Raw genomic sequence first — 25,132 nt, forward strand, 5'->3', positions numbered from 1 at the left:
GGATCAGTGGGGGCTTGCCGCGACCAGCCGGTCCAGGGCCCGGGCGACCACCGGGCCGTCATGGACCAGGGCCAGCCGCAGCCGGTTGCGGGCGGGATTGTCGCCGGCATCGGGATTGGCGGTCATATAGGCGCCGGGCAGCACCTTCAGTCCATGGTCACGCCACAGCCGCAGCGTCGCCTGCTCGCCGGTCTCGCCCCACGGCGTGGTGTCCAGCCACAGGAAGAACCCGCCGGGCGGCCGGCGAAACCCCAGCATGCCCTTCAGCCGCGCCGCGGCCAGATCGATCTTCTCGCGATAGAGGGCGCGGTTGGCCTCGACATGGGTCTCGTCGTCCCACAGGGCGGCGCTGGCCTCCATGATCGGCAAGGGCATCCCCGCCGAGGCGTAGGCGCGCAGGCGCAAGAAGGCGTCGATCAGCGCCCGATCGCCGGCGATCAACCCCGAGCGCAGCCCGGCGCCATTGGAGCGCTTCGACAGGCTGTTAAGCACCAGCACGTTCTTCAGCGACCCGCCAAGGTCGCGGCAGGCCTCAAGGACGCCGGGCGGCGGCTGGTCGTCGTAGATCTCGCTATAGCATTCATCGGCGACCAGCACGAAGCCGTGGCGGCGCGCCAGCCCGACCAGGGTTTTCCACGACTCCAGGCTGACGATCGAGCCTTGCGGATTGGCCGGCGAGCAAACGAAGACGGCGGCGGCGCGCTCCAGGGTGGCGGCGGGCAGGCCGGCGATATCGGGCAGGAAATCCCCCTCTTCCGACCCGGGAACGGCCAGAATGGTCGCGCCGTTCATCCTGGCCGCGCCCAGATAGGGCAGATAAAGCGGATCGGGCATGACCACGAGCGGCCGCTCGCCAGCCTCGCCCCGGCCATCGGTCAGCACCTGGCCCAGCATGTACAACGCCTCGCGGGTGCCCGAGGCCGGGATCACCGCGTGCGGATCGATCATCGCGGCGGGCAGGCCATAGCGCCGGGTCAGCCAAGCGGTGACCGCCGCCTTCCAGCGCTCATTGCCGGCGGCGGGCGGATAGCGCCGCCATTGGTCGCCGTGACGGGCCAGTTCCAGGCCGGCCAGCGCCGGGGTCGGGTGTTGGGGCTCGCCCACCGACAGCGCCAGGGGATCGGCTCCGGGGGCGACCCCGGCCAGCAAGGTGGCCAGACGCTGGAACGGATAATCGGGCAGGGCGATGAGCCGGGGATTGATCATGGGGTGGTCCGCTACGGATCGGGGGCGCGAGACCCCGAACAAGGGACGGGCCCTCCCCGGGGGGTGTGGCCGAAAGAGTACGCGGCCACCCGGAAAGGGGCAAGCTCCGGTGCCATCGGTGGGCGATCCCTTTGGCCAAAAAGGGCGGACTCCCTGGACAAATCCGGCGGCGAACGCCATGTCTGAAGTATCGTTTCCCGGCGCTTCGCGCCTGTCCGGCCCCGCTTTCCCCCGGCCGATCCCCCGATTTCGATGGAGTACGGTGTGAGCGAACCCCTGTTGCGCGGCCTTGCCGCCGGCGATCCCCCTTCGGCCACTGGGCCGGTCACTGGGTCCGCCGATAAGGTCGCCGATGTTTTGATCGTCGGCGGTGGACTGGTCGGCGGAACCCTGGCCTGCGCCCTCGCCGAAAAAGGCGTCTCGGTGGTGGTGATCGATGGCGAGGATCCCGAGGCCCTGCTCGCCGCCGGCTATGACGGCCGCTGCTCGGCCATCGCCCTGGCCTGCCAGCGGTTGCTTGACACCATCGGCCTGTGGGATCTGCTGGGCGGTGAAAGCCAACCGATCCTCGACATCCGCGTCGTCGATGGCGGCTCGCCGCTGTTTCTCCATTACGCCCAGGCCGAGGCCCAGGGCCCGATGGGCTATATGGTCGAGAACCGGTTGCTGCGCCAAGCCATCCTGACCCGGCTTGGCCGGCTGCCCGCCGCCACCTTGCTCGCTCCGGCGCGCATGACCGCCCTGCGCCGCGACCTCGACGGCGTCAGCGCCACCTTGTCGGATGGCCAAACGGTGCGCGCCCGGCTGGTGGTCGGCGCCGATGGCCGGCGGTCCCAGGTGCGCGAGAGCGCCGGGATCGGCATCCGCACCCTGGGCTATGGCCAAACCGCCATCGTGCTGACGGTCGAGCACGAGCGTTCCCATCGCGGCTGCGCGGTGGAGCATTTCCTGCCCGCCGGTCCCTTCGCCATCCTGCCGATGCCCGGCAACCGCTCCTCGCTGGTCTGGACCGAGCGGAGCGATCTGGTGCCCGGCCTGCTCGCCCTGCCGGCTGAACACTTCCAGGCCGAATTAGAGCGGCGCTTTGGCGATCATCTGGGCTGGGTGCGTCCGGTCGGGCCGCGCTTTTCCTATCGGCTGACCCTGCAGGCGGCCAACCGCTATGTCGACCACCGGCTGGCCCTGGTTGGCGATGCTGCCCACGGCATGCATCCGGTGGCCGGTCAGGGCATGAACTATGGCCTGCGCGACGTGGCGGTGCTGGCCGAACGGCTGGTCGCCGCCCAGCGCCTTGGCCTTGACCCCGGCGCCCCCGCTCTGCTGGCCGAGTACGAGGCGCTGCGCCGCCCCGATAATTTGCTGATGCTGGCGATCACCGACGCCCTGGTTCGGCTGTTTTCCAATGATATCGCCCCCGTCGCCCTCGCCCGCCGCCTGGGCATCGGCGCCGTCGAGCGCATGGGGCCGCTCAAGCGGTTGTTCATGCGCCACGCCATGGGCACCTTGAAGCTGGGGCCCGAGCCGCCGCGCCTGATGCGTGGGGTTCCCTTGTAAGGTCGGGCCGGCCGAGATCCGTGGTCGCCGGTTCTTCCAGAAAAGCCGTTAGCGCCGTTTTTTAGATTACGCGCCGCACTCCGGGAACGAGGCGTAAAGCCGCCGAGATCGCGTAGCTCCCCGCGCACGCCCCCGCGCCAACGAGGGCGAATTTCGCCCACGGCGATGTGCTCCAGGTCGCCGCCCAGACGCTCAACGCCACGACCACGGGCGGGTGGACGATGAACGCGCCAAACGCGCCGCGCCCAAGCCAGTCCGTCAGCGGCGTCCGCCGCTGCGCCTCCCTTCGTCGCGCGGCCCACAGCAGGCCAAGAATCACTCCCCACGCGACAAAGGGGTCCCAAAGCGCATAGAAGAACGCGTTGAGAGTCCACCCGCCTTCAAACGCTCCCGCGTCGCTGCGTGTCAGCATCACGATCGGCAGCAGGAAAATCGCGATGGCCGAGACAATCATCCACGGTCGCGCGTCTTGCGCCGTAATGCGCTCCAACAGCCGCGAGCGCGCCGTCCTGCATCCGGCGGCGAACAGATAGAGGTAGCAAGGGACGTAGCCGAGTTGTAGCCACAGCACGTCCTTGCCCACAGGCACGGCGAGGCGCACGGCAAAAGAGGCGACGCCCAGCCCGACGGCGGTCAATGCCAGCGCGCGGGTCGAAGGCAGCGCGGGGAGCGGGGAAGTGGGCGCTTCATGCCCGCGCCGAACTCCCCGCCAAGCCGCATAGCCCACCGCGCATATCAACAACGCTTCCGCAAACCACAGTGGCCCCGGCCCGAATGCGCGCGCTACGATCATCTCTCCCCATCCGCGCCAGAACGGATGTCCTTGGCTGGTTCGCGCAATGGCGACGGTCAGCGGATACAACACAAAAAAGAACGCCAGAAGCGGCGCTCCGAGCCGCAACAGACGATCAGCCAGATAGCGCACGGCGCCCTTTCGCTCATAGGACCGAGGCGTGTAATAGCCCGCGAGCAAAAAGAACAAGCCCATGAAGTAGGCTTGGTTGATGGTGTTGAAAATCACGAAGAAGACATTCGACGCATTGGGCTCCTGACGCCAGAACCATCCGTCCGAACCGCCATAGACGATCGCGGTGTGATGCAAGATCACCAGCGTCGTCAGGGCGATGCGGATGCGATCAATGCCAACGTTGCGCTTAGAGTCGCTTGGTGATGGGCTGCTTCCGCTAAGCCTAGGAATAGGGAGGTCGTGCGGTGCCATCGCTGCTCTAACTTATTGAATTTGGATAAAAATTTCTATGTTAAAGGGTTTTCATTGAACGCGGTTTTATCTGGCTCGCTTAGAGTAGGCCCAGGTGTGGAGGCCGCCGTCCTGGAGATCATCGACGCTTGGCCGCGCGGCGTAATCGCCCAGGACCAGGGCGGCGATGATCCCGACAGGGCGGAGAGCTCAGCCCTTGGCGTCGTCGAAGCGGCGGGCCTCGTCGATCAGCATGATGGGAATGCCGTCGCGGATCGGGAAGGCCAGACCGGCGATATCATCGATCAGTTCCTGGGCTTGGGCATCGTAGCGCAGGGGATTTTGCGATCCCGGAGCCACCAGAAGCTCCAGCAGCTTGGGGTCGGTCGGGCGGGTGGTGGTCATCGGCATCGATCCTTTGGCGAGAACGCGGGGAGTGGGGAAAGCGGGGCGGGCCATTCTACTGGGTTGTGCCGCCCATTAAAGAGGAAGCCGCGCCGATGCGCAGCAGGCCGGTCAGCAGTTCGGCCCGTTGCGACGGGGTTTCGGCTTCCAGCAGCGCCTGCTTCTCGCTGGGCTCGAAGGGGCAGGCCATGGCCAGCGAATTGACCAGGGCCGGTTCGGGCACCTCTTCGATGGCTTTCCAGTTGAAACTCAGTTCGTGGCGGGCGGCATAGGCCTTCAGCGCCTCGAACAGCCCGGGGCGATCAAGACCCAGGGTGGCCGGCGGCGGAGTAAGGTCGTCGGCATAGGGGCCGTAATCGGCCTCGACCCGGCGATAGCCCTTATAGAGGGGCAATTCCTCCCCGACCAGGAAGCGGCTCACCCCTTCCAGGGTGACCAGCAGCCGGCCGTCATCGGTTTCGGCGAAGCGGACGATGCGCCCCAGGCAAGCCACCGAATAGAGCGGCGAGGGGTCCTCCTCGGGATCGCGGGGCTGGATCATGGCGAACATCCGTCCGGCGCCCAGGGCGTCGAAGGTCATTTCCAGATAGCGCGGCTCGAAAATATTGAGCGGCAGATGCCCGCCGGGAAGCAAAAGGGCTCCGGGCAGGGGAAAGACCGCCACCTCGCGTGGCAGGGCGGCAAAACGCGGCTGGAAGACGCTGGCACTCATCGCATACCCCTCCAACCGGGGTCCGGCGGCCCAGCCGCCGGTCGCCCCGGATTTCTGATCAGGAAAACAAGATGGAGCTTAGCTTGCGCCGACCGCCGACGGTCAAAGGGTGGGTATGGCCAAGGGCTTCCCAGAACTTCAGAAGCTGCTTGCGGGCGGCCTCCTCGTTCCAGGCGCGGTCGCGGCGGATGGACTCGAGCAGCAGATCCATCGCCGCCTCGGTATCGCCAGCGGCGAACAGCGCCACGGCCAGATCGATCGACGCCTGATGGTCGGCGGGATCGGCAGCGATCCGCGCGCGCAACTCGGCGGTCGGCCCGGCCTTCTCGGCCTGTTCGGCCAGATCGAGGACGCTTTTCAGGGCGATAATCTCGGCATGGCCGGCCAGGGCGGGCGGCAAACGGTTCAGAACCTCGCGGACCTCGTCGTTCGCGCCCTGGGCCAGCCGGCAGCGCAGGGCGCCGGCCATCGCCCGGGGATTGGCCTGATCTTGCTCGAGGACCTGCTGATAGATGTCGAAGGCGCTGTCGATGTCGCCCTGATCGCGCAGGGCGTCGGCCTGGGCCAGGGCCTCGTCGATAACGTCGCCGGCATTGCCGGTCAGGCGGTCGATGAAGGCTTTGACCTCGGCTTCGGGCAGGGCGCCCATGAAGCCATCGACCGGTCGGCCGTCGGCGAAGGCGTAAATGGTCGGCACCGACTGCAGGCGCAACTGGGCGGCCAACTCGCGGTTGGAGTCGATGTTGATCTTGACCAGGCGGACGGCGCCGGCGCGCTGGGTGACCAGGCGTTCGAGCAGGGCGGTCAGCGTGGCGCAGGCCGGCGACGACGGCGACCAGAAATCGACGATCACCGGAACCTCGCGGCTGGCCTCGATCACGTCGGCGGCGAAGCGCGGGGTATCGCTGTCCTTGACCAGCGCGCCCGAACCGCTACCGCTTTTGGGGGCGGTGGTCGCCTTGATCGGGGTGCCGCTGCCATCGAAGATCAGGGACATGGGGTATCTCGCCTCGCCTGGGGTGTTGAAAGACCGGAAAATTTCGGTGCCCCTTATGTGACGGGTCCGCCGCGCCGAAGCAAGGGGCGCGCGCAAGCGGGCCGGGGACGAAAAAAACCAAGCCCTCAAAAAAAAACGACAAGCCCCCGAAAATAGTGCTTGCGATCCCGATCTGGATCCGTATTATCCGCCTCCACCGCGCCACGGCGGCGGCCACCTCGGCCTCCACCACAGCCGGTACCCCCGTCCCTTCTTCAGGGGCGCAGGATGCGGGTGTAGCTCAGGGGTAGAGCACAACCTTGCCAAGGTTGGGGTCGTGAGTTCGAATCTCATCACCCGCTCCAGTTTCGGTAGCGATACCAAAGAATACCAAAAGGCGCCCTCCGGGGCGCCTTTTGCTTTTGGGCTTATCTTAGGTCAACGTCTTGTCCGGATGGCCGGGCCGTTTCAGGAGAGCGTGCGATGCCCGAGGTCGTGGCGCTTATCGGTATTCTTGGCGCCTTGCTGATCGGGGCGATCAGTCCCGGTCCCAGTTTCGTTCTGGTCTCGCGCCTCGCGCTGGCGCGCTCGCGGCGCGACGGCATCGCCGCCGCCCTGGGGATGGGGCTGGGCGGCGCGCTGTTCGGTACCATCGCCCTGCTCGGCCTCAACGCCCTGCTGGTCGAGGTTCCCTGGCTCAATGGCGCGCTGAAGCTGATCGGCGGCGGCTATCTTCTGATCCTCGCCCTGCGTATCTGGCGTGGGGCGGCGCAGCCGCTTGCCATTCCGGCGGCGGGAGCCGCCGTGGTCTCCGCCCCCGGCCGCTCCTTCGTCCTGGCCTTCGTCACCCAGATCAGCAATCCGAAAACCGCCGTCGTCTACGCCGGCATCTTCGCCGCCCTTCTGCCGGCCCATCCGCCGTTCTGGATGCTGGCGGCCCTGCCCCCCTTGATCTGCGTGGTCGAGGCCTCGTGGTATGTTCTGGTGGCCCTGGCCTTCTCGGCCAACCGGCCGCGCGCCCTTTATCTAAGCTCGAAACGGCGGATCGACCGCTGCGCCGGCGCCGTCATGGGCGCCTTGGGGGCAAGGCTGGTCGCCGAGGCGGTCTCGCCGCGATAAATGCGCCGAAGGCGCGCGGTCACGCGCCCCGGATCGCTTTTTCCGTGTTATCCTCCGCCGTCAGCAAGGACATTGCCGGAGCGAGGGGATGTGTGGTCGGTTCGCCTGCGTGACGGCGCCCGAGGCGCTGCAACGGCTTTTCGAGACGACGACGGACCGACGGACTTTTCCGCCGCGCTGGAATATCGCGCCCAGCCAGGATATCGCCGTCGTCCGCTTCAATCCCGAAAACGGCCAACGCGCGCTTGATCTGCTGCGCTGGGGGTTGATCCCCCATTGGGCCAAGGATCCGGGGATCGCCGCCAAGCTGATCAACGCCCGCGCCGAAACCCTGCTTGAAAAGCCGTCATTTCGCCAAGCGTTCCAGCGCCGGCGCTGCCTGATTCCCGCCGATCATTTCTATGAATGGGCCCCGGGCGCCAAGCCGCGCCAGCCCTATCTTATCAAGCCGAGCGCCGGCGGCCTCTTTTCCTTCGCCGGGCTTTGGGAAAACTGGCGGGCCGCCGATGGAACGTGGCTGCGCACGGTGACCATCATCACCACCACCGCCAACGCCGCGATGGCCGCCGTTCATGACCGCATGCCGGTGATCATCCCCCCTGGGTTCTGGCCGCTCTGGCTGGGCGAAGCGCCCGCCGCTCCCGCCGATCTGGCGGCGCTGCTTCAGCCGCCGCCGGCGGAGGCCATCACCCTGGTTGCGGTCGGCCCCGCGGTCAATTCGGTGGCCAGGGAGGGGCCCGAGGTGGCTGTCGCCCTGGCCTGAGGTGGGGGCCGCGGCAGTCTTGCGGATTCGCCAAAAGAGGTAGCATTTTACGAAAAATGCCGATAAATTTTTGGTATTTGTTTATAGAAATTAAGTACTATCGACGGTACGATCTGCCCGAGTCTTAGAAAGAGATAAGACTTTTGTCGGGGGTAGTTATATACAAATGGCGTCAATCAACTTTGGGGCGAAGAAAAAAACACTTTGTGGGCTCTGGTTATTCGCCGTTGTCCAACTCGCCATCGCCCCTCCCCTCGCCGCCCAACTCATGCAAAAGGATCAGGGCGATCCCCGCTATGTCGTGCGCGAGTATTTTCAGCAGGCTCTTCCCCAGGGCTGGTGGGCGACCGATCCCATGCGCGATCCCTGGGGGTGGAGCGTCGACCTTCACATCCCCGTCGACTGGCGGGGTAATCCCGCGTCCGCGGCGATGGCCCAGTGTCCGCCCCCCGAAAGCGACGTGTGGCTGGTCATCGAAAGTTTATCGATCCATCCCATCTGGAAGACCGCGCCTTGGGCAAGCTATCAGTGCCTGAAGCGATGACATGAATTGAACGGGGCTCTTTACCCGGGTAGAGAGTGGTTTTCGAAACGCGCTCATTTAAGAATCTGGACTTATAATGAACAAAAGCAAAGCCGCGATCACCAGTCAAAACCAGACGTTTACCCTGCGTGATGGGCTGCTCTATGTTTTTTTCCATAAGAAAATCATCCTCATAGGATTTTTTATTCCTATTGTTTTGATGTCCATTTTCGCCACGCAGTTTCCCTTGTTCTATAAAGCCGAAGCCCGGCTGATGGTTTTGTTCAGCCGCGAACAATCCGGCGCCCAGGATCTGATGGGGGCGCCGACGGTGGTGTCCGTCGATGGCCTGCGCGCCACCGCCACCGAGGTTGGCATCCTGCGCTCAAGCGAGGTTCTGCAAAAGGTGATCGCCGATATCGGCGAGGAGGCGTTGTTTCCCGAACTGCTGCGTCCGCGCCTTTTCGGCCTGCTGCCTGCCTATTCCCCGGAAGAACGCACGCAACGGGCCATCGATCTGGCGCAAGAACGCATCCATATCGATATTCCGACCGATTCCAATATCGTTACGGTGTCCTTTGATCACGAAAACCGGGAAATCGCCCTTAGCGTTGTTCAGGTTCTTCTTGACGTTTATCTTGATCACCGCGCCAAGGTCTTTGAAAACCCGCGCTCGCCTTTTTTGCTGAAAGAGGCGGAGCGCGATCTTCAGCTTTTGCAAGAGACCGAGCGCGAGCTGACCCAGACCAAGGCCCGCTATAAGATCATCGATATCGACCAGGATATCCTGCTCGCGGTCAATCAGGTCGATAGCATCGTCCAGCGCAGCCGGCAGATGGACGAGCGTCAGGCCGCCGTCCGCGCCGAGATCGAAGAGGCGGCCAAGTCCTTGGACGCCCTGCCGATCAGCGTTCCCAGTTTCCAGGAAACCACCAATCACACCGATAACGACGCGGTGCGCAACGAGCGCCTTGCCCTTCAGCTTGAACGACGCCAGCTTTCCGAGCGCTATCAGGCCGATTATCCGCGCATCCAGGATATCGACAAGCAGCTCGACGCCATCACGAATTTTCTGAAGAAAAACCAGCCCATCTATAAGACCGATCGTCAGGTTCGCAATCCGACCATCGAATTCCTGACCAATCACTATCTGACCCTGAAGATCGAAGGCGAGGCGGTCACTCATCAGGTCGCCCAATTGGCCGCCCAAAAGGCCATCGCCGAAAAGCGCGTGGCCGAACTGACCCTTGTCGCCGAAAAGATCAACGACCTGGACCGCCGGCGGTCGATCCAGGAAGAGACCTATCGCGAATACAATCGCCGGGCCGAGGCGGCGCGCATCGAGGAGGCCACCGCCCGCCTGCGCAGCGCCAATGTCCGCGTCATCGCCTCGGCCTATGCCTCGCCGACCGGCCATAGCATGGTTCCCAGCCTGCTGGCCGGCGGCGTGTTCCTCGGCCTGTTGCTGGGCGCCGTATCGGGCATCATCGCCGCCTATGGTCGTCAGGTCATGCTGACGCCGGTCGAGGTCGAGAAGCGTTTGGGCCTGCCCGTGGTCAGCTCCTTCTCCGACGAGCATCAGCCGCGCGCCAAGGGCAAGAACGCCGCCGAGATGATCTATCTGGTGGCCCGCCTGCGCGAAGCCGGGCCCGAGAACACGACGCTGAAGACCCTGCAGGTCGTATCGTCGTCGAAGCTCGAAAACCAATCGAAATTCGTTCGGCAACTGGCCGTCGAGGTTGTTCGCGGCTATGGCGAAAAGACCCTGATCATCGATCTCAATGAAAAGATGTCGGCGCACAGGAAAACCCTGGTCCGGCCCGATGCCGAGGCGGCGCCTTTGCTCACCGATGACGGCGAGGGGCTGGCCGACGAGATCACGCCCGACGTTCTGCCCACCGTTCTGCCCAATCTGTTCCTGACCGAAAACGCCAGCGTCTCGGTGCTGGGCGATCCCCGGGTCAATCGGCAGAGGCTGGCCGAAATCCTCGATAGCCTGGGTGCGAGCTATGATGTCATCATCCTCGATCTGCCGCCCTTCGATGTCCATCGCATCGGCCTGCGCTATGCGCCGCTGACCGATGGCAGCCTGACCATTGTCCGGGCCGCGGCGACGCGTCTGCCCGCCGCCCTCAACCTCAAGGAAACCATCCTGTCGGCGGGCGGCGACATTCTGGGGGCGGTTCTCACCGAACGCCGCTACTACATTCCAAAGGGAATTCTGCGATGGCTCTGACGGCGGTTTTCTGGCGCGGGCTCACCGCCGGCGGGTTGTTGGCCCTGACCCTGCTCGTGGCCGGCTGCACCGGGTCGGCGGTGTCGCCCAAGGCGCGCAACGCCCAGGCGTTCGCCCCGTGGAGCGAGGCGATCCCGCCCTATCTGATCGGCCCGGGCGATCGCTTGGCGATCTCCTATCCGCGCACCCCCGAACTTGATGAAACCGTTCTCGTGCTGCCCGACGGCGCGGTGTCGGTGAAGACCGCCGGGGTGGTCGATGTGCTGGACCTGTCGGTGGCCGAGACGACGGCCAAGCTTACCCAGGCGGCGCGAAAGATGCTGCGCGATCCTCTGGTCACCGTCGCCGTGGTCGAGGCGGCCACCGCCAAGGTCAGTGTCGCCGGCGCCGTTGAAAAGCCCGGCGCCTATCCCTTGACCGGCCGCGCCGGCATCATGGAGGCGGTCGCCCAGGCCGGCGGCTTCCGCGACGAGGCGCTGCTGAGCAAGGTGGCGCTGATCCGGCGTAATCCCGCCAACAAGCCGATGCTGCGGCTGGTCGATCTGCAGGGCTTCCTCGAGGGCGGCACCAGCGCCGAGACCGCCGATGTGCCGCTTTATGTCGGCGACATCGTTTTCGTGCCGCGCAGTTCGATCGCCGAGCTTGACCTGTGGGTCGATCAGTATCTCAACCGGGCGATCCCGTTCAGTCGGGCCCTGACCTATACCTTGCCATGACGACGGCGGACACCAGGACCGGGGATCTGCCGCCGGGCGTGTCTTATCTGGGCATCGCCTATTCGGGGCTGACCCTGGAGCAGGCGGCGGCGGCGCTGGCCGCCCGCCCGGCCGGGGCCGCCTTCGCCTATGTGGTGACGCCCAACGCCCAGCATGTCGTCCATCTCAACCGCGGCGAGCCGTTTTTCACCCTGGCCTATCGCGACGCCTGGCTGCGGCTGTCCGACAGCCGGGTGCTGGCGGCGTTGACCAAGCTGATTGGCGGCCCCCGCCTGCCGGTGGCCACCGGCAGCGATTTGACGGCCCTGTTGTTTCAGAGCGTCATCACCGCCGATGACCCTTTGGTGGTGATCGGCGGAACCGCCGAGACCGATGAGCGCCTGCGCGCCATGTTCGGCCTGCGCCATCTGGTCAGCCACCGCCCGCCGATGGGCGTCTTGCGCAATCCCCAGGCCATCGCCGCCTGCGTGGAGTTCATCGCCGCCCATCCCGCCCGCTTCGTCTTCTTCGCCGTCGGCTCGCCCCAGTCCGAGGTGATCGCCCAGCATGCCTTCGCCAGTGGCCGGGCGACCGGCAGTGGGTTGTGCATCGGCGGGGCCTTGTTGTTCCTGACCGGTCAGGTCAAGCGCGCGCCCTTGTGGATGCGTCGGCTGGCCCTGGAATGGCTCTATCGGCTGTTGGCCAATCCGCGCGGCCATTTCCGCCGGGTTTTCGTCGACTCGCTGCCGCTGGTCGGCTTGGTTCTGGCCGATCGCTTCAAAACAAGGCGGTCGGCCAAGTGAGCGGCGGGCGCGGGCGGGTTCTGGCCCTCAAGGCGGGCGGCGGACGCATTCGCCCGCTTGCCGGCACTGACGCGCCACCCCTTCCCCGGCCGATGGTCGGCGACGGCGTCGAGGCTGCAGGCGGGGTGGGCGAGGTCTTCGGGAGTCTCCATTGGAAGACCGTGCTGGTCTTTGTCTCGCTGCCGATGGTCCTGCAGGTCTTTCACTATATGATCGACGTCGGACCGGTCTATTACCTGTCCAAAATCTGGCCTTTGGCCCTGCTGCCGCTGGGCCTGAAGGTCTTTCGCGAGTTTTCCGGCGAAAAGGTGATCTACGGGTTCGCCATCGTCTATCTGACCGGCGTCACGCCGATCATGTCGATGATCCACTTCGACAACAACGTCGTGGACGCTTTGGCGACGACGGTAAAAGTCTGGCCGCTGACCTATTTCTTTAGTTTTCTTGGCTTGTTATGGATCGCCCGGCCCCAGGAGGACCGGCTGCGCGCCCAGGTTCTTGGTCTTGGTCTGGCGACCTTGGCCGTCATGTGGCTGATGTGGATTTTCATCCCGAAGTCGTTTTATTCAAGCCAGATCGGGATGACGAAGTTATTTTTATGGGATGAGTTGCGCAGTTACCATATTTATTTCCCAATGACTTTTTCTTTGATCTTATTATTCTATTCCGTTCGCCGTTTTCTTTCTACGCATCGCGCCTGGATCTGGATGCTGCCCGCGCTGTTTGGTCTTTTGACCATGGCGGTCATTTTGAAACAGCGCACGACGATCGCCGCCGCCCTGGTCGTCGTCGGGCTGATCGTGCTGCGCCGGCTGCCCCGGCCGATGCTGATCGGCGCCGTGGCCCTTGGCGGGGCTTTGGCCGTTCTGGGGGGGGTGATCGTGCTGCTGGCCCCGCCCGGCGGTCCGGCCGACGCCATCACCTCGCTGTTCGACTTCGGCGGCTCACTGTCGGTGCGCCAGCAGACGGCGGCGAAGGCGGCTGGCGTCATCTTCGCCTCGCCGTTGTCGTGGATCCTGGGCTCGGGGGCGATCACCCGGCTCAGCCCGGTCACGCTGAACGATATCTTCGCCTCCAAAATGTTTTTCCTCGCCGATATCGGTTGGCTTGGCGTGCTTTTTGAATATGGCGCCATCGGGTCGATCCTGATCGCCCTGGTCTATGCCATCGGCCTGCGCCGGGCCCTGCGCTCGGGCATCGCCCCGCCGGGCAGCCCAGCGGGCGATTTTCGCGGGGCCTTGGGCGACATGATCGTGATGGTGAGCGTCGAGACCCTGATTTATTCGCCGGTCTTCACGCCGGGCATCGTCGCCGGTCTGACGGCCTTTCTGATCTACCTGGACAAGGGCGTTCCGGCGCGCGGCGGCGGGATGCAAAGGGGTTAGCTCACCGTGAAAATCATTTTGCGAAAAATTCGGACACTGGTGACCCATCCGGGATTCCGTGCCAATCCGATCGCCGTGCTCGGCCGCTGCGCGGCGCTTCTCGGCCGGGTGGCCCTTGGCCGCCCCTTCGTTTTCAGCCTGACGCCGGCGGGCGAGCGGCTGCGCGTCGATGCCAATCTGCGCTATACCACGGTCACCACCTTCGTCATGCGCGATCACCTGGAACCCGAGCTGCATTATCTGGCCCATCTGCTGGCGCCCGGGGATACCTTCATTGATATCGGCGCCAATGTCGGGGTCTATTCCCTGCGCGCGGCGACCCTGGTCGGAGCGGCGGGGCGGGTGATCGCCGTCGAGCCGGGACGCGACGCCCTGACGGCGCTCCGGGCCAATCTGGCGCTCAATCCCGGACGGACGATTACCGTTGTCGCCGCCGCGCTCAGCGACCATATCGGCACGGCGACGCTTTATCACGTTGGCAACGGCTATGATCCGCAAGCCTTCTCGCTGCTGTCGGACGAGACGGCCAAGGATGCCGAGACCGTGCCGCTGACCACCCTTGACGCCGTCTGCGCCGATCTGGCGATCGACCGCCTGGACTGCCTGAAGATGGACGCCGAAGGCGTCGAGCCGATGGTTCTGGCCGGCGGCCGCGCCACCCTGGAGCGCTTCCATCCCGCCGTCATTTTGGAAATGAACACCGCCATCCTCGAACGCCGGGGCAGCCCGACGGATCAGGCCTGGACCTTCCTGGCCGGGCTTGGCTATGGCTTCCACCGCATCCTGGGTGGCCGACCGGTGAGGCTGACGGCCCCTCCCGATGATTTCTGCAATGTCATCGCCACCCATCCGGCGAACGAGAAGATCGGCTGAACGATCGCATCATGCGCCGCCCGCCCCCCCCTTCCGCCTCCTTGCCGCCGCCCCGCCCCGGGCGCGCCGTCCGGGCGATGGTCTATGGCGCCGGCGCCGCCCTGGTCGTGCGCGGGCTCGAGGTCGGCGGCAAATTCCTGCTGTATTTCCTGGTCGCCCGCTTCCTTGGCGCCAGCGAGGGCGGCCTTTTCTTCCTGTGCCTGACCTGGGCCCATGTGCTGTCGACGCTGACCCGCTTTGGCCTTGACCGGGCCTTGATCTTGCACGTCTCGTCGGAACTGGCGGTGGATCGGCGGGCGGCGGCGCGCGATGTCCGGCTGGGGCTGCTGACCAGCGGCGGCCTCGCCCTGATCGTCGCCCTGCTCAGTTGGAGCGGCGCCGATCTGCTTGAACGTCACGTCTTTTCGATGCCCGGTCTGGCGCCGGTGCTGGCCATGGCCTCGCTGGCCATCGTGCCCCAGACCGTGAACGTCATGCTCTGCGCCGTTCTGGTCGGCCTGGGGCGTAGCGTGATCGCCCAATTCCTGCAAAACGCCTGGTGGCCGCTGGTGCTGCTGGCCCTGGTCGGCCTTGGCCTGCGCTCGGCTGGCGATCTGCTGGCCGGTTTCGCCGTGGCCGGGGTGAGCGGGGCGGGGCTCTGTCTGGCGCTGATCCGCCGCGAACGCCGGCGGCTGGCGGCGACTCCCACCCCGCGGACGGCCGCCTCGGCCGGGACTCTTACGCCGCTGCTGATCACCGCCCTGCCCTTGGGCGTGGTCGAGGTCGTTCAGGTCTCGCTGTCGAACCTGCCGGTTCTGCTGCTCGGCGTGGTCGCCGCCGCCGGGGATGTCGCCGCCTTCAGCATCGCCAACCGCATGACCCAACTGGTCTGGGTGGTGCTGATCAGCTTGGGCACCATCGCCGCGCCGCGCATCGGCGCGGCCTATCGCCTGGGCGATTTCCCCCGGCTGCGCTCGCTCAACCGCACCCTTCAGGCCCTGGGGGCGCTGACCGGCGGCCTTGCGGCCCTGGTGATGATCGGCTTCGCCTCGCCGCTGCTTGGCCTTGTCGGCGACGGCTATGAAAGCGCGGCGGCGGCCCTGGTGGTGATGGCGGCGGGGCAGGTGGTCAATGCGGTCTCCACCGGCCAGGACGTCATCCTGGCGATGACGGGACATGGGAAAATGCTGCGCCAGATCAATCTGGTGCAACTCGGCGTCTGCGTGGTTTGCGCCATTGTGCTGATCGCGCCCTTTGGCATGATGGGCGCGGCGATCGCCAGCGCCCTGCCCCTGGCGATCGGCGCCACCTTGTCGGCCTCGGCCGTATCGTGGATTTTGCCGGCGGCGCCGTCATGGAGCCTGCCGCTGCCGGCCGGCCTCGCGCGCGTGCTGTTTGGTTCACCCCCCACCGTGTCTTCCGTTTCCCCGACGAATACGAGGTGAATGATCGGCATGGCTTCCGCAGAGACATCCTTGCACGCCTTGGCCGAAGACAAGCGCGGCACGAGGCGCCCGTCCTCGCCGTCCCGCCTTCCTAGGCCGATGCGCGTCGCCCTGGTCGGCGCCGGTCTTCCCGCCGCCGCCCTGATCGAATTCCTCCAATCCGACGACGCCCGCGACGATTACACCGTCGTGGCGATCTTCGATGAACGCGGCGATCGCCGGCCACCGGTGTTGGGTGCCAAACCGGTGGAAAAGGGCCTGAGCGGCCTGCGCGACCTTGCCGAGGCCGGCAAGATCGACGCCATTCTTCTGACGCTCTACGGCGCCTCCTCGGCGCGCATGTTCGAGATCATCGAGCGCATCGGCACCACCGCCGTCGATATCTATCTGCCGCGCGAGCACAAAGATAAGCACTTCTCGTGGACCAGCTATCACCTGATCGGCGGCCTGCCGTTCCTGTGCATCAAGGGGCGGCCCTTCCAGGGGTTCGCCGGCGTTTTCAAAAGGATCGAGGATTATACCCTGGCGGTTCTGGCGCTGACGCTGATCGGCCCGATCCTGCTGCTGGCCATGCTGGCGATCCGCCTGGAAAGCCCCGGCCCGGCCCTGATCCATCAGCGGCGCATCGGCCTTGGCGGGAAGCTGTTTTCCATGCTCAAGTTGCGCTCCATGCGCTTCGATCCCAATGACGACGGGCGGAACGGCGCCATCGCCAATGATCCGCGCATCACCCGGGTCGGCGCCTTCCTGCGCGCCACCAGCATCGACGAGCTGCCCCAGGTCCTCAATGTCCTGCGCGGCGACATGTCGATGATCGGCCCGCGTCCCCATGTTCCCAACATGCTGGTCGAAAACACCGTTTACGGGGTGAGTGTCAGCGAATACGTCGCCCGCCACCGGGTGCGGCCGGGGATCACCGGTTGGGCCCAGGTGAATGGCATGCGCGGCGGCATTCATGATATCGAAAAGGCCCGGCGCGGCGCGCAACTGGATATCTATTACATCGAGAACTGGACACCATGGCTCGACATCAAGATCCTCTGGCGGACGATTTTCGGCGGCCTGCGCGACCCCTCCGCTCTGCGCTCGCCGGGCTGATCGCCGCCGCCGTTTTGGCGTTTCCCGCCTTGCCGGCCCGGGCTGACATCCCCCAACGCCCGCTTGTCGCCTATGTGCAAAGCTGGGAAGACGGCCCGGCCGCCCATGGTCGCGACAGCGGTCTGGTCGGTCTGCCCGCCGCCATTGATGTCGCCATCTTGTCCTTCGTCCGCCCCGACGCGGTCTATTCCGGCGGCGAGGATCTGCGCCCGACCGGGCTGGGTTACGCCTATGGACGCGCCGTTCTGGCCGAAGCCATCGCCGAACGCAAGGCGCGGGTGCCCGGAAGTCTGGTGCTGCTCGCCGTCGGCGGCGCCACCTATACCGCTTGGCACGCCCTGGACGCCGCGGCGATCGCCCGGCTGGTTACCGCCGTCGGCGCCGATGGCGTGGATATCGACCTCGAGCTGGATAATCCGGCCTGCCAGTCCGACGGCGGGGCGCGTATCTCGTGTACCGGCGGCTATGTCTGGCGCAGCACGATCAAGGCCCTGCGCGCCGCCCTGCCCCGTCCGAAGGTGATTTCCCTGACCGGGTGGAGCGTCGCCGCCTATGGCGAGGGTCCTTGGGCCGAGGCGCGGCCGACCAGCCAGCATACGGGCGAGCTTCTGGCGCTGTTTCGCCATCCGGTCAGCGCCGAGATCGATCTGGTGACCATCATGGCCTATAACGCCACCGCCGCTTATGACCCGGTCGAAGCCTATCGGGCCTATCGGGCGGTCTGGGCGGGGCCGCTGAGCCTGGGAGTTCTGGTTCCCCCCGACAACGGGCGCCAGCCCGATCTGACCGCCGCCGAGCTTACCCGCCTGGGCCAAGCCATCGCCGCGGATCGAAAGGCCGGGATGATGCTCTATGCCTTTGGCATCCCGCCGCAGCCCGGCCAGCTTTCAGCCAATGACATCGTCGAGCAGATCGCCCGCGAAAGGCCGCCGGTCGCGCCCTGACCCCGGCCGGCCTTGCCCGCCCTGGCGGAGGGACGGGCGGGCGCGATCCGTGGAATTTTCCCGATAACACCGGCGACCGATCGACCCCATATGGGGATCGTGCCGCTTCCTGGTCCTTTCCCGTGACGAGAACCCTTTCCCCATGAGCCACCATCATACCGCCGAGTCCGCCCCCTTTGGCACCGTCCTGGGGTATGGCCCCGGCGGGGTCGCCGTCTATTCGTCCGATTACGATACCGTCGACCGGCGGGCTTTGCCCGATCGCGCCAGCTTTCGCAGCGTCATCGATGGCCAGTACATGGGCCATAAATGGCAATGCGTCGAACTGGCGCGGCGCTTTTTGTATCTGACCCACGGCTATGTCTTTGACGATATCGCCATGGCCTATGACATCTTCCGCCTGCGCACGGTCCGCGTCGTCGCCGAGGACCGCCACCTGCCGCTGCGCTCCTTTCGCAACGGCGCGCGCCGCTGGCCCGAGGCCGGGTCCCTGCTGATCTGGGACGAGGGCGGCGAGTTCGAGGTGACCGGCCATGTCGCCGTGGTCACCGAGGTCTTTGCCGACCGCCTGCGCTGCATTGAACAAAACGTCGATGACCGCGTCTGGCCGACAGGTCAGAGCTATTCGCGGGAACTGCCCGCCCGCGTCGATGACCAGGGCGGCTATCATGTGGCGTGCACCTTTGCCGACACGGCTATTTTGGGTTGGGTGATGCAGACCGCCGATCCCCTGTTCTCCGAAGAGACCACCGAGGCCGACCGCCAGTTGTTCGTGCCCCAACGCCGCACCGTCGCCGCCAAGCCCGGAGGCGCGCCCGCCCTGTGGCTCGACCCGGCCAAACCCGACGAGGCGGCCTATATGGCGATGATGGGTGGCTGCGCCCTGACCAATCGCCCGGCCGACCGCGAAACCTATTTCCGCATCAGCCAGACCGCCGAACGGGAATTGAAGCGCGCCACCAACGAATTGCATGCCATGTTCCTCTACGCCACCGATCATGTGCTGCAAAACGACGCCCTGCTCGCCCAGTTCATGCTGCCCCAGGCCCTGTGGCCGCGCATCCGCCAGTCCTGGGCCAATCGGCGCGGCCGCATGATCACCGGTCGCTTCGACTTCTCGATGTCGGAGCGCGGGCTGAAAGTTTACGAATACAACGCCGATTCCGCCTCGTGCCATATGGAATGCGGCAAGGTGCAACAGGCCTGGGCGGCCTATTACGGCTGTCAGGAGGGGCGCTGTTCGGGCGAGGATGTGCATGGCGCCCTGGTCGCGGCCTGGCGGGAAAGCGGGGTCGACAGCGTTTTGCACATCATGCTCGACCATGACCAGGAAGAGCTGTACCACGCCCTCTATATGAAAACGGCGATCGAGGAGGCGGGGATCGCCTGCAAGATCATCACCGGTGTCGATGGCCTGTTGTGGGACGACGAGGGCTTTGTCACCGATGCCGATGGGGTGCGCATCACCTGGGTGTGGAAGACCTGGGCCTGGGAAACGGCGATCGATGAATTGCGCGCCCAATGCGCCGCCGACGACGAGGAAATCCGCTTGCATCGGCCGGTCGACCATTCGCGCCATCCGCCGCGGCTGATCGATGTGCTGCTGCGCAAGGAGGTGATGGTCTTCGAGCCGCTGTGGACGCTGATCCCCAGCAACAAGGCGATCTTGCCCGTGCTGTGGATGATGTTTCCCAACCATCCTTATTTGCTCGACAGCCAGTTCAGCGTGACCAATGCCTTGCGCGAAAGCGGCTATGTCGCCAAGCCGATCGTCGGGCGCTGCGGATCGAACATCAGCATTTTCGATAAGACCAGCGACCTGATCGGCGAAACCGCCGGCCAGTTCGGCAATCGCACCATGATCTATCAGGAACTGTGCCCCTTGCCGCGAATCGGCGGCGACAACGTGCAGATCGGCACCTTCTCGGTGCGCGGCCGCTATGCCGGCTCCAGCGTCCGCGTCGATCCGGCGGCGATCATCACCACCCACAGCGATCTTCTGGCGCTGCGCATCGTCGAAGACGCGCTGCTCGCCGAGGACGCCGACCCGCGGGCCCCGTCCTCCCCGTAATCGCCGGCGCTTTCCCGGCGGACGGAAGGCGAAGCCCGCCATTTGGCCCTGGTCGCCGCCGGGAGGGGGACCGGCGACCGGGGGCATCACACCCGAGCCGGGCTTTGAAGCCCTCGCCCTGGGTGCCCTTTCAAAGACAAAACAATCAAGACAGACACCGGGAGGTTCGGTCATCGGACCCCTCGATGGGGGTCCGGGCTGTTCGTTTCACGCCAGGGTTGGCGCGGCGGCAGGCCCCGGCACCGCCGGCTATGCCCATAATATAATCAGGTCCTTCAAGAGGGTTGACGGTCGCTGATTAAGCGAGCAGAAATTCTGTGTACCAAGAAAATACCAACGTGTTCGCTCTCCGCTCCCCCGACCTTCCCCTGCGTCCCGGCCGTGGCCCTTGCGACCGCCCGGCGGCGAAAGCACCCGAGGGATTCCCCCAAAGTGCCAGCTTCTCCGTTTCCCGCGGTTCTTCTTGAAACCGCTGGTCTGTGTAAGAACTTCCGAGGCCTGAAGGCCCTGCGCGACCATGCTCTCAGGGTCGCTCCGGGCGAGATCCTTGGCGTCATCGGTCCCAATGGTTCAGGGAAGAGCACCCTTTTCAACGTCATCACCGGCTTTTCGCCGCCCTCGGCCGGGCGGGTTTGCCTCAATGGCATCGAGGTCACCGGTTGGCGCCCCGATGCGATCGTTCGCCAGGGCATCGCCCGCACCTTTCAGGGATCGCGGCTGTTCAAGGCGCTGACCGCGGCCGAAAACATCGAGGCCGCCGCCCAACTCGCCCTTCGTCCCGGATTGTTTTCCACCCTGCTGCGTCCACCGGGTTACCGGCGCCGCACCGACGAGATCGTCGCCATTGGCCAGCAGATGCTTGATCTGGTCGGTCTGGGGAAATGGGGCGACCGCAGGGCGGGGGATCTTCCCTATGGGGCCCAGCGCCGCCTGGAGATCGCCCGGGCGATGGCGACCAAGCCGAAGCTGTTGATGCTCGACGAGCCGGCCGCCGGCCTTAACACCCATGAGACCGCCGAGTTGATGACGCTGATCCGGCAGCTGCGCGAGCTGTATGGCGTCGCCGTCATCATCGTCGAACACGACATGGATCTGATCGGAACCTTGTGCGAACGCATTCAGGTTCTGGCCCAGGGAACGGTGATCGGCGAGGGATCCTTCGCAGCGATCCAGGACAACATCCGCGTGCGGGAGGCGTATCTTGGCCATGACTGATCGCCTGTCCCCCTCCACCCCTTTGCTCGCCATTCGCGGCCTCGATGTCCGCTATGGTCCCGTCGTCGCCCTGTCCGATGTCAGCATCGATGTCCATGAAGGCGAGGCGGTGGCCCTGATCGGCGCCAATGGCGCAGGTAAAAGCACCCTGTTGCGGACGATCTCGGGCCTTCTCCGCCCGACGGCCGGCGATATCCTTTATGCCGGGGACTCGGTGCGCGGCTTGTCGGCCGAGGCGATCTTGCGCCGGGGCATCGCCCATTGCCCGGAGGGCCGGCGGCTGTTTGGCAGTCTGACGGTCGAGGAAAACCTGCGATTGGGCGCGGCGACCCGGCGTGACGCCAAGGCGGTGGCCCGCGATCTCGCCCATATCGAATCGCTGTTTCCCATCCTGGCCGAACGTCGCAAGCAGGTTTCGGGAACCCTGTCGGGCGGCGAGCAGCAGATGGTGGCCCTGGCCCGCGCCGTGATGGCGGCGCCGAAGGTTCTGATGCTCGACGAGCCCTCGCTTGGTGTCGCGCCGCTGATCACCAAGATGATCTTCTCGCGGCTGGCCGAAATGAAGGCGGCCGGCACCACCTTGTTGCTGGTCGAGCAAAACGTGAAATTGGCCCTGTCCCTGGCCGATCGCGCCTATGTGCTGCGAACGGGCAAGGTGGCGCTGTCGGGCGCGGCGGCCGAACTGGCCGATGACCCGCGGGTGTTTCAGGCCTATCTGGGGGCAACAGAGTGACCGATCTCGAATTCATCCTCCAGCAGGCGATCAACGCCATCAGCCTGGGGAGCCTCTATGCGATGGTCGCCGTCGGCCTGTCGATGGTCTTTGGCATCTTGCGCATGACCAACTTCGCCCATGGCGACATGATGATGGCCGGATCCTATGCCACTGTGCTGTTGACGGTCGCCGGACTGCCTTTCGGCGTGGCCGTCGTCTGTGGCGTCGGCGTTTCGGTGCTGGTCGGCGTTCTGGCCGAGCGCATCGCCTATCGGCCGGTGCGCGGGGCGCCCGATGTCACCTTGCTGCTGACCAGTCTGGCCCTGACCTATGTTCTGGAAAATCTCGCCATCCTGATCTTTTCCAGTTCGCCCCGCGCCATGCCGCTGCCCGACTGGATGGGCGAGGTCTATAGCTTTTCCGATGGCGCCATCACCTTCACCGGCATCGATCTGTGCGCCACCGTCCTCGCCCTCTGCAGCCTGCTCGGGCTTGGCTGGTTCGTCACCCGCACGACCACCGGCCTTGGCATGCGGGCGGCGGCCGAGGATATGGCGGCCACCGCCCTGGTCGGCCTCAACCTCAACCGCCTGATCGTCACCGCCTTCGCCATCGCCTCAGGCTTCGCCGGTCTAGCCGGGGTGCTGTGGGCGGCCCAATCGGGGGTGGTCGATCCGGGCATGGGCTTCTCGCCGCTGCTCAAGGCTTTCGTCGCGGCCATCGTCGGCGGCTTCGGCTCGATCGCCGGGGCGGTGATGGGCGGCTACCTGCTTGGCGCCTTGGAAATCCTCATCGTCGGCTTTGGCCCGCCGGAGATTTCCCCCTACCGCGACGCCATCGTCTTCGCCCTGCTCATCCTCTTCTTGCTGTTCCGGCCGGGCGGGCTGATGCGGCCAAACCGGGAGATCAAGCTGTGAGCCGTCGTCTTGTCCTGATGCTCGGTGGAGCCTGCCTGCTGGCCCTGGCCGGTTGGGGCCTGCCGATGGTGGTTTCCGATTACGGGCAGCGCCTGCTGATCATGGGCTGCATCAGCGTCATCCTGGTGGCCTCGATGGGCTTGGCCAACGGATTTACCGGGGTGTTTTCGCTGGGGCAGGTCGGCTTCGTCGCCATCGGCGCCTATGTCTCGGGGATCTTGTCGCTGTCGGTCGCCGACAAGGCGGCCTATCTGCCCGATCTTCCGGCCTTTCTGGCGGGGGTGCAGATGGGCACGGTGCCGGCCACGCTGCTCGCCGGAGCGGTTTGCGCCGGCGTGGCGGTGATCGTCGGCCTGCCGCTGATGCGCTTGTCGGGACACCACGTTTCGGTGGCGACGATGGGGTTCATGATCATCGTCAATTCGGTGATCGTCAACGCCGAGAGCTTCACCCGGGGAGCCCGCACCTTCACCGGCGTTCCCACCGACATCACCTTGCCCGTCGCCCTGATCTGGATGGTGATCACCCTGGCGCTGCTTGGCCGGCTGATCTATTCGCCGATCGGTCTGGCGCTGCGTTCGGTGCGCGAGGACACCATCGCCGCCCAGGCCGTCGGACTGTCCGTGCTCAAGACCCGGCTGCTCGCCTTCACCGTCGGCGCCTTCTTCGCCGGGGTCGGCGGCTCGCTCTATGGCCATTATCTTGGGTCTTTTTCGGCCCAGACGTTCTTTTTCCCGCTGATGGTCAGCCTGATCATCATGCTTGTTCTTGGCGGCATGGGAAGCCTGTCGGGGGCCGTGGTCGGGGTCGTCGTCGTCACGGCGCTTTCGGAAATTCTGCGGAACCTCGAGCGGGGGATGGACCTCGGCTTCGTCGTCGTCCCCCCGCTGTTTGGTGCAAGTCAGGTGGTCCTCGGCTTGCTGTTCATCCTGGTCATGATCTACCGGCCGCGCGGCCTTCTCGAAGACCGCGAGCTGACGTCGTTTGGCCGCAAGGGCTGACGGCGGCGTTCTCCTCCCACTGAAGGAACATGGCATGCCTTTCGTTTCCACGACACGCGCCGGCCTGTTGGCGGGCGCCTTCGCCCTGGCCATCGGCTTCGCCGGGCCGGCGGCCAGCGCCGATCCGATCAAGATCGGCGGCGCCTTCAATCTGACGGGTGGTCAGGCCTCGCTTGACGGTCCGGCGAAGAATGGCGCCCAACTCGCCATTGATACCCTGAACGCCGCCGGCGGCGTCAATGGCACCCCGCTCGAGCTGGTGGTCTATGACGGCAAGACCGATCCGGCCGTGGTCGCCTCGCTGGGCAGCCAGTTGATCAATTCCGATAAGGTCAGCGCGATCATCGGCTTTTCGGATTCCGATCCGGTTCTGGCCCTTGGTCCCAATGCCCAGAAGGCCGGCGTGCCGTTCATCGCCGTCGGAGCGACCTCGCCCAAGCTGCCCGACCAGATCGGCGACACCATGTTCCTGGCCTGCTTTGGCGATAACACCCAGGCCGCCGTCGGCGCCTCTTTCGCCATCGACGATCTGAAGGCCAAAAGCGTCTATGTCCTTGAAGATACCGCCAATGAATACGCGACCTTGCTGTCGAAGTATTTCCGCGAGACCTTCGAGCATCTGGGCGGCAAGGTGATCGGGCGCGACACCTATCGCACCGGCGACAAAAGCTTCACCGCCCAGATCACCAAGATCAAGGCGGCGGCCGAGAAGCCCGACATCCTTTACATCGCCGCCACGCCCGATTCGATCGGCTTGGTGGTGCGTCAGGTCCGTCAGGCCGGCCTGAAGCTGCCGATCGTCGGCGGGGATGGCTATGACACGCCGCTGCTGCTCGAAGTGGGCGGCGCTTCGGCCAATAACGTCTATTTCACCACCCATTCCTTCGTGTCCGACAGCGCGCCCGGCCCGATGAAGACGTTCTTCGACGCCTACGGCAAGGCCTATGGCAACGCCCCCGAGAACGCCTTCGCCGCCCTTGGCTATGACACGGTGATGCTGGTCGCCGATGCCATCAAGCGGGCCGGTTCGGGTGATCCCGCCGCCATCCGCAAGGCCCTGACCGAGACCAAGGATCTGGCCGGGGTGACCGGCGCGGTCACCTTCGCCGAGGGCAGCCGCGTTCCGGTCAAGAGCGTGACCGTCATCGGCGTCAAGGACAAGGCGCTCTACAAGGCGGCCGAGATGGCGCCGACCTTCGTGCCCAAGCCCTGATCGGTCGGGCTTCGCCCGTCGTCGCGCCCCGGGCCGGGATGGTCCGACCCGGGGCGGCCTTTCCGTCGTTGCGCTTTACCGGCTCG

At 65.5% G+C, this 25,132-nt stretch carries 23 protein-coding genes and 1 tRNA gene; 19 read left to right on the forward strand and 5 right to left on the reverse strand.

From position 1 onward, the window contains the following. Window positions 1–3 precede the first annotated feature (3 nt). Window positions 4–1,206 carry an aminotransferase class I/II-fold pyridoxal phosphate-dependent enzyme gene (locus RRU_RS19125; protein ID WP_014626642.1) on the reverse strand — a complete coding sequence of 401 codons (1,203 nt, stop codon included), beginning with the start codon at window positions 1,204–1,206 and terminating at the stop codon, window positions 4–6. A 264-nt stretch (window positions 1,207–1,470) separates the two neighbouring features. Between RRU_RS19125 and RRU_RS19130 the strand changes: the two genes are divergently transcribed. Further along, complete coding sequence (locus tag RRU_RS19130) at window positions 1,471–2,760, forward strand: UbiH/UbiF/VisC/COQ6 family ubiquinone biosynthesis hydroxylase (RefSeq protein ID WP_011391454.1); 1,290 nt, start codon at window positions 1,471–1,473, stop codon at window positions 2,758–2,760. A 61-nt stretch (window positions 2,761–2,821) separates the two neighbouring features. Here RRU_RS19130 and RRU_RS19135 read toward each other — a convergent pair whose 3' ends face one another. The 4 genes from RRU_RS19135 to RRU_RS19150 all read right to left on the reverse strand — a co-directional run bounded on the left by RRU_RS19135 (window position 2,822) and on the right by RRU_RS19150 (window position 6,072). Next, window positions 2,822–3,979 carry an acyltransferase family protein gene (locus RRU_RS19135; RefSeq protein ID WP_011391455.1) on the reverse strand — a complete coding sequence of 386 codons (1,158 nt, stop codon included), beginning with the start codon at window positions 3,977–3,979 and terminating at the stop codon, window positions 2,822–2,824. A 189-nt stretch (window positions 3,980–4,168) separates the two neighbouring features. After that, complete coding sequence (locus tag RRU_RS19140; RefSeq protein ID WP_011391456.1) at window positions 4,169–4,363, reverse strand: Trm112 family protein; 195 nt, start codon at window positions 4,361–4,363, stop codon at window positions 4,169–4,171. A gap of 55 nt (window positions 4,364–4,418) precedes the next feature. Further along, on the reverse strand, window positions 4,419–5,075 hold the full coding sequence (locus tag RRU_RS19145) for an LON peptidase substrate-binding domain-containing protein (protein WP_011391457.1): 657 nt from the start codon (window positions 5,073–5,075) through the stop codon (window positions 4,419–4,421). A gap of 58 nt (window positions 5,076–5,133) precedes the next feature. Further along, window positions 5,134–6,072, reverse strand: a complete 939-nt coding sequence (locus RRU_RS19150) for a thioredoxin family protein (RefSeq protein ID WP_011391458.1) — start codon at window positions 6,070–6,072, stop codon at window positions 5,134–5,136. A gap of 269 nt (window positions 6,073–6,341) precedes the next feature. Here RRU_RS19150 and RRU_RS19155 point away from each other — a divergent pair. From RRU_RS19155 to RRU_RS19240, 18 genes are all read left to right on the forward strand, one after another. After that, window positions 6,342–6,416 (forward strand) — tRNA-Gly (locus RRU_RS19155). A gap of 118 nt (window positions 6,417–6,534) precedes the next feature. After that, window positions 6,535–7,170, forward strand: a complete 636-nt coding sequence (locus tag RRU_RS19160; protein ID WP_011391459.1) for a LysE family translocator — start codon at window positions 6,535–6,537, stop codon at window positions 7,168–7,170. An 88-nt stretch (window positions 7,171–7,258) separates the two neighbouring features. Next, on the forward strand, window positions 7,259–7,933 hold the full coding sequence (locus RRU_RS19165; RefSeq protein ID WP_011391460.1) for an SOS response-associated peptidase: 675 nt from the start codon (window positions 7,259–7,261) through the stop codon (window positions 7,931–7,933). Between the two features lie 166 nt (window positions 7,934–8,099). Next, on the forward strand, window positions 8,100–8,477 hold the full coding sequence (locus RRU_RS19170) for a hypothetical protein (protein WP_011391461.1): 378 nt from the start codon (window positions 8,100–8,102) through the stop codon (window positions 8,475–8,477). A gap of 199 nt (window positions 8,478–8,676) precedes the next feature. Then, a complete protein-coding gene (locus tag RRU_RS19175) occupies window positions 8,677–10,692 on the forward strand; it encodes a GumC family protein (protein WP_242601292.1) in 2,016 nt (671 codons plus the stop codon). After that, entirely contained in the window at window positions 10,683–11,408 is a 726-nt protein-coding gene (locus tag RRU_RS19180) for a polysaccharide biosynthesis/export family protein (RefSeq protein WP_011391463.1), read from the forward strand. Before RRU_RS19175 ends, RRU_RS19180 begins: the two co-directional genes overlap by 10 nt. Beyond that, window positions 11,405–12,190 carry a WecB/TagA/CpsF family glycosyltransferase gene (locus RRU_RS19185; RefSeq protein WP_011391464.1) on the forward strand — a complete coding sequence of 262 codons (786 nt, stop codon included), beginning with the start codon at window positions 11,405–11,407 and terminating at the stop codon, window positions 12,188–12,190. Before RRU_RS19180 ends, RRU_RS19185 begins: the two co-directional genes overlap by 4 nt. After that, complete coding sequence (locus tag RRU_RS19190) at window positions 12,187–13,575, forward strand: hypothetical protein (protein ID WP_011391465.1); 1,389 nt, start codon at window positions 12,187–12,189, stop codon at window positions 13,573–13,575. Before RRU_RS19185 ends, RRU_RS19190 begins: the two co-directional genes overlap by 4 nt. Window positions 13,576–13,614: 39 nt before the next feature. Beyond that, on the forward strand, window positions 13,615–14,448 hold the full coding sequence (locus RRU_RS19195; RefSeq protein ID WP_014626644.1) for an FkbM family methyltransferase: 834 nt from the start codon (window positions 13,615–13,617) through the stop codon (window positions 14,446–14,448). An 11-nt stretch (window positions 14,449–14,459) separates the two neighbouring features. Continuing rightward, window positions 14,460–15,872 (forward strand): lipopolysaccharide biosynthesis protein, encoded by a 1,413-nt coding sequence (locus tag RRU_RS19200; RefSeq protein WP_011391467.1) that lies wholly within the window; start codon window positions 14,460–14,462, stop codon window positions 15,870–15,872. Window positions 15,873–15,881: 9 nt separating this feature from the next. Continuing rightward, a complete protein-coding gene (locus RRU_RS19205; RefSeq protein WP_011391468.1) occupies window positions 15,882–16,970 on the forward strand; it encodes an exopolysaccharide biosynthesis polyprenyl glycosylphosphotransferase in 1,089 nt (362 codons plus the stop codon). Between the two features lie 29 nt (window positions 16,971–16,999). After that, the gene (locus tag RRU_RS19210) at window positions 17,000–17,914 is read left to right on the forward strand and encodes a glycosyl hydrolase family 18 protein (RefSeq protein ID WP_011391469.1); all 915 of its coding nucleotides are present in this window, start codon (window positions 17,000–17,002) and stop codon (window positions 17,912–17,914) included. Window positions 17,915–18,056: 142 nt separating this feature from the next. Beyond that, a complete protein-coding gene (gss, locus tag RRU_RS19215) occupies window positions 18,057–19,985 on the forward strand; it encodes a bifunctional glutathionylspermidine amidase/synthase (protein WP_011391470.1) in 1,929 nt (642 codons plus the stop codon). Window positions 19,986–20,417: 432 nt separating this feature from the next. Beyond that, the gene (locus RRU_RS19220) at window positions 20,418–21,200 is read left to right on the forward strand and encodes an ABC transporter ATP-binding protein (protein WP_011391471.1); all 783 of its coding nucleotides are present in this window, start codon (window positions 20,418–20,420) and stop codon (window positions 21,198–21,200) included. Beyond that, window positions 21,193–21,933 (forward strand): ABC transporter ATP-binding protein, encoded by a 741-nt coding sequence (locus tag RRU_RS19225; RefSeq protein WP_011391472.1) that lies wholly within the window; start codon window positions 21,193–21,195, stop codon window positions 21,931–21,933. Before RRU_RS19220 ends, RRU_RS19225 begins: the two co-directional genes overlap by 8 nt. Beyond that, window positions 21,930–22,832 carry a branched-chain amino acid ABC transporter permease gene (locus RRU_RS19230; RefSeq protein WP_011391473.1) on the forward strand — a complete coding sequence of 301 codons (903 nt, stop codon included), beginning with the start codon at window positions 21,930–21,932 and terminating at the stop codon, window positions 22,830–22,832. Before RRU_RS19225 ends, RRU_RS19230 begins: the two co-directional genes overlap by 4 nt. Then, complete coding sequence (locus tag RRU_RS19235) at window positions 22,829–23,833, forward strand: branched-chain amino acid ABC transporter permease (protein ID WP_011391474.1); 1,005 nt, start codon at window positions 22,829–22,831, stop codon at window positions 23,831–23,833. The genes RRU_RS19230 and RRU_RS19235 overlap by 4 nt, the downstream gene beginning before the upstream one ends. Window positions 23,834–23,867: 34 nt before the next feature. After that, window positions 23,868–25,046: an ABC transporter substrate-binding protein gene (locus RRU_RS19240; RefSeq protein WP_011391475.1), complete on the forward strand. Its 1,179-nt coding sequence runs from the start codon at window positions 23,868–23,870 to the stop codon at window positions 25,044–25,046. The last annotated feature ends 86 nt before the right edge of the window (window positions 25,047–25,132 follow it).

This window comes from Rhodospirillum rubrum ATCC 11170 (assembly GCF_000013085.1).
Classification (GTDB): Bacteria; Pseudomonadota; Alphaproteobacteria; order Rhodospirillales; family Rhodospirillaceae; genus Rhodospirillum; species Rhodospirillum rubrum.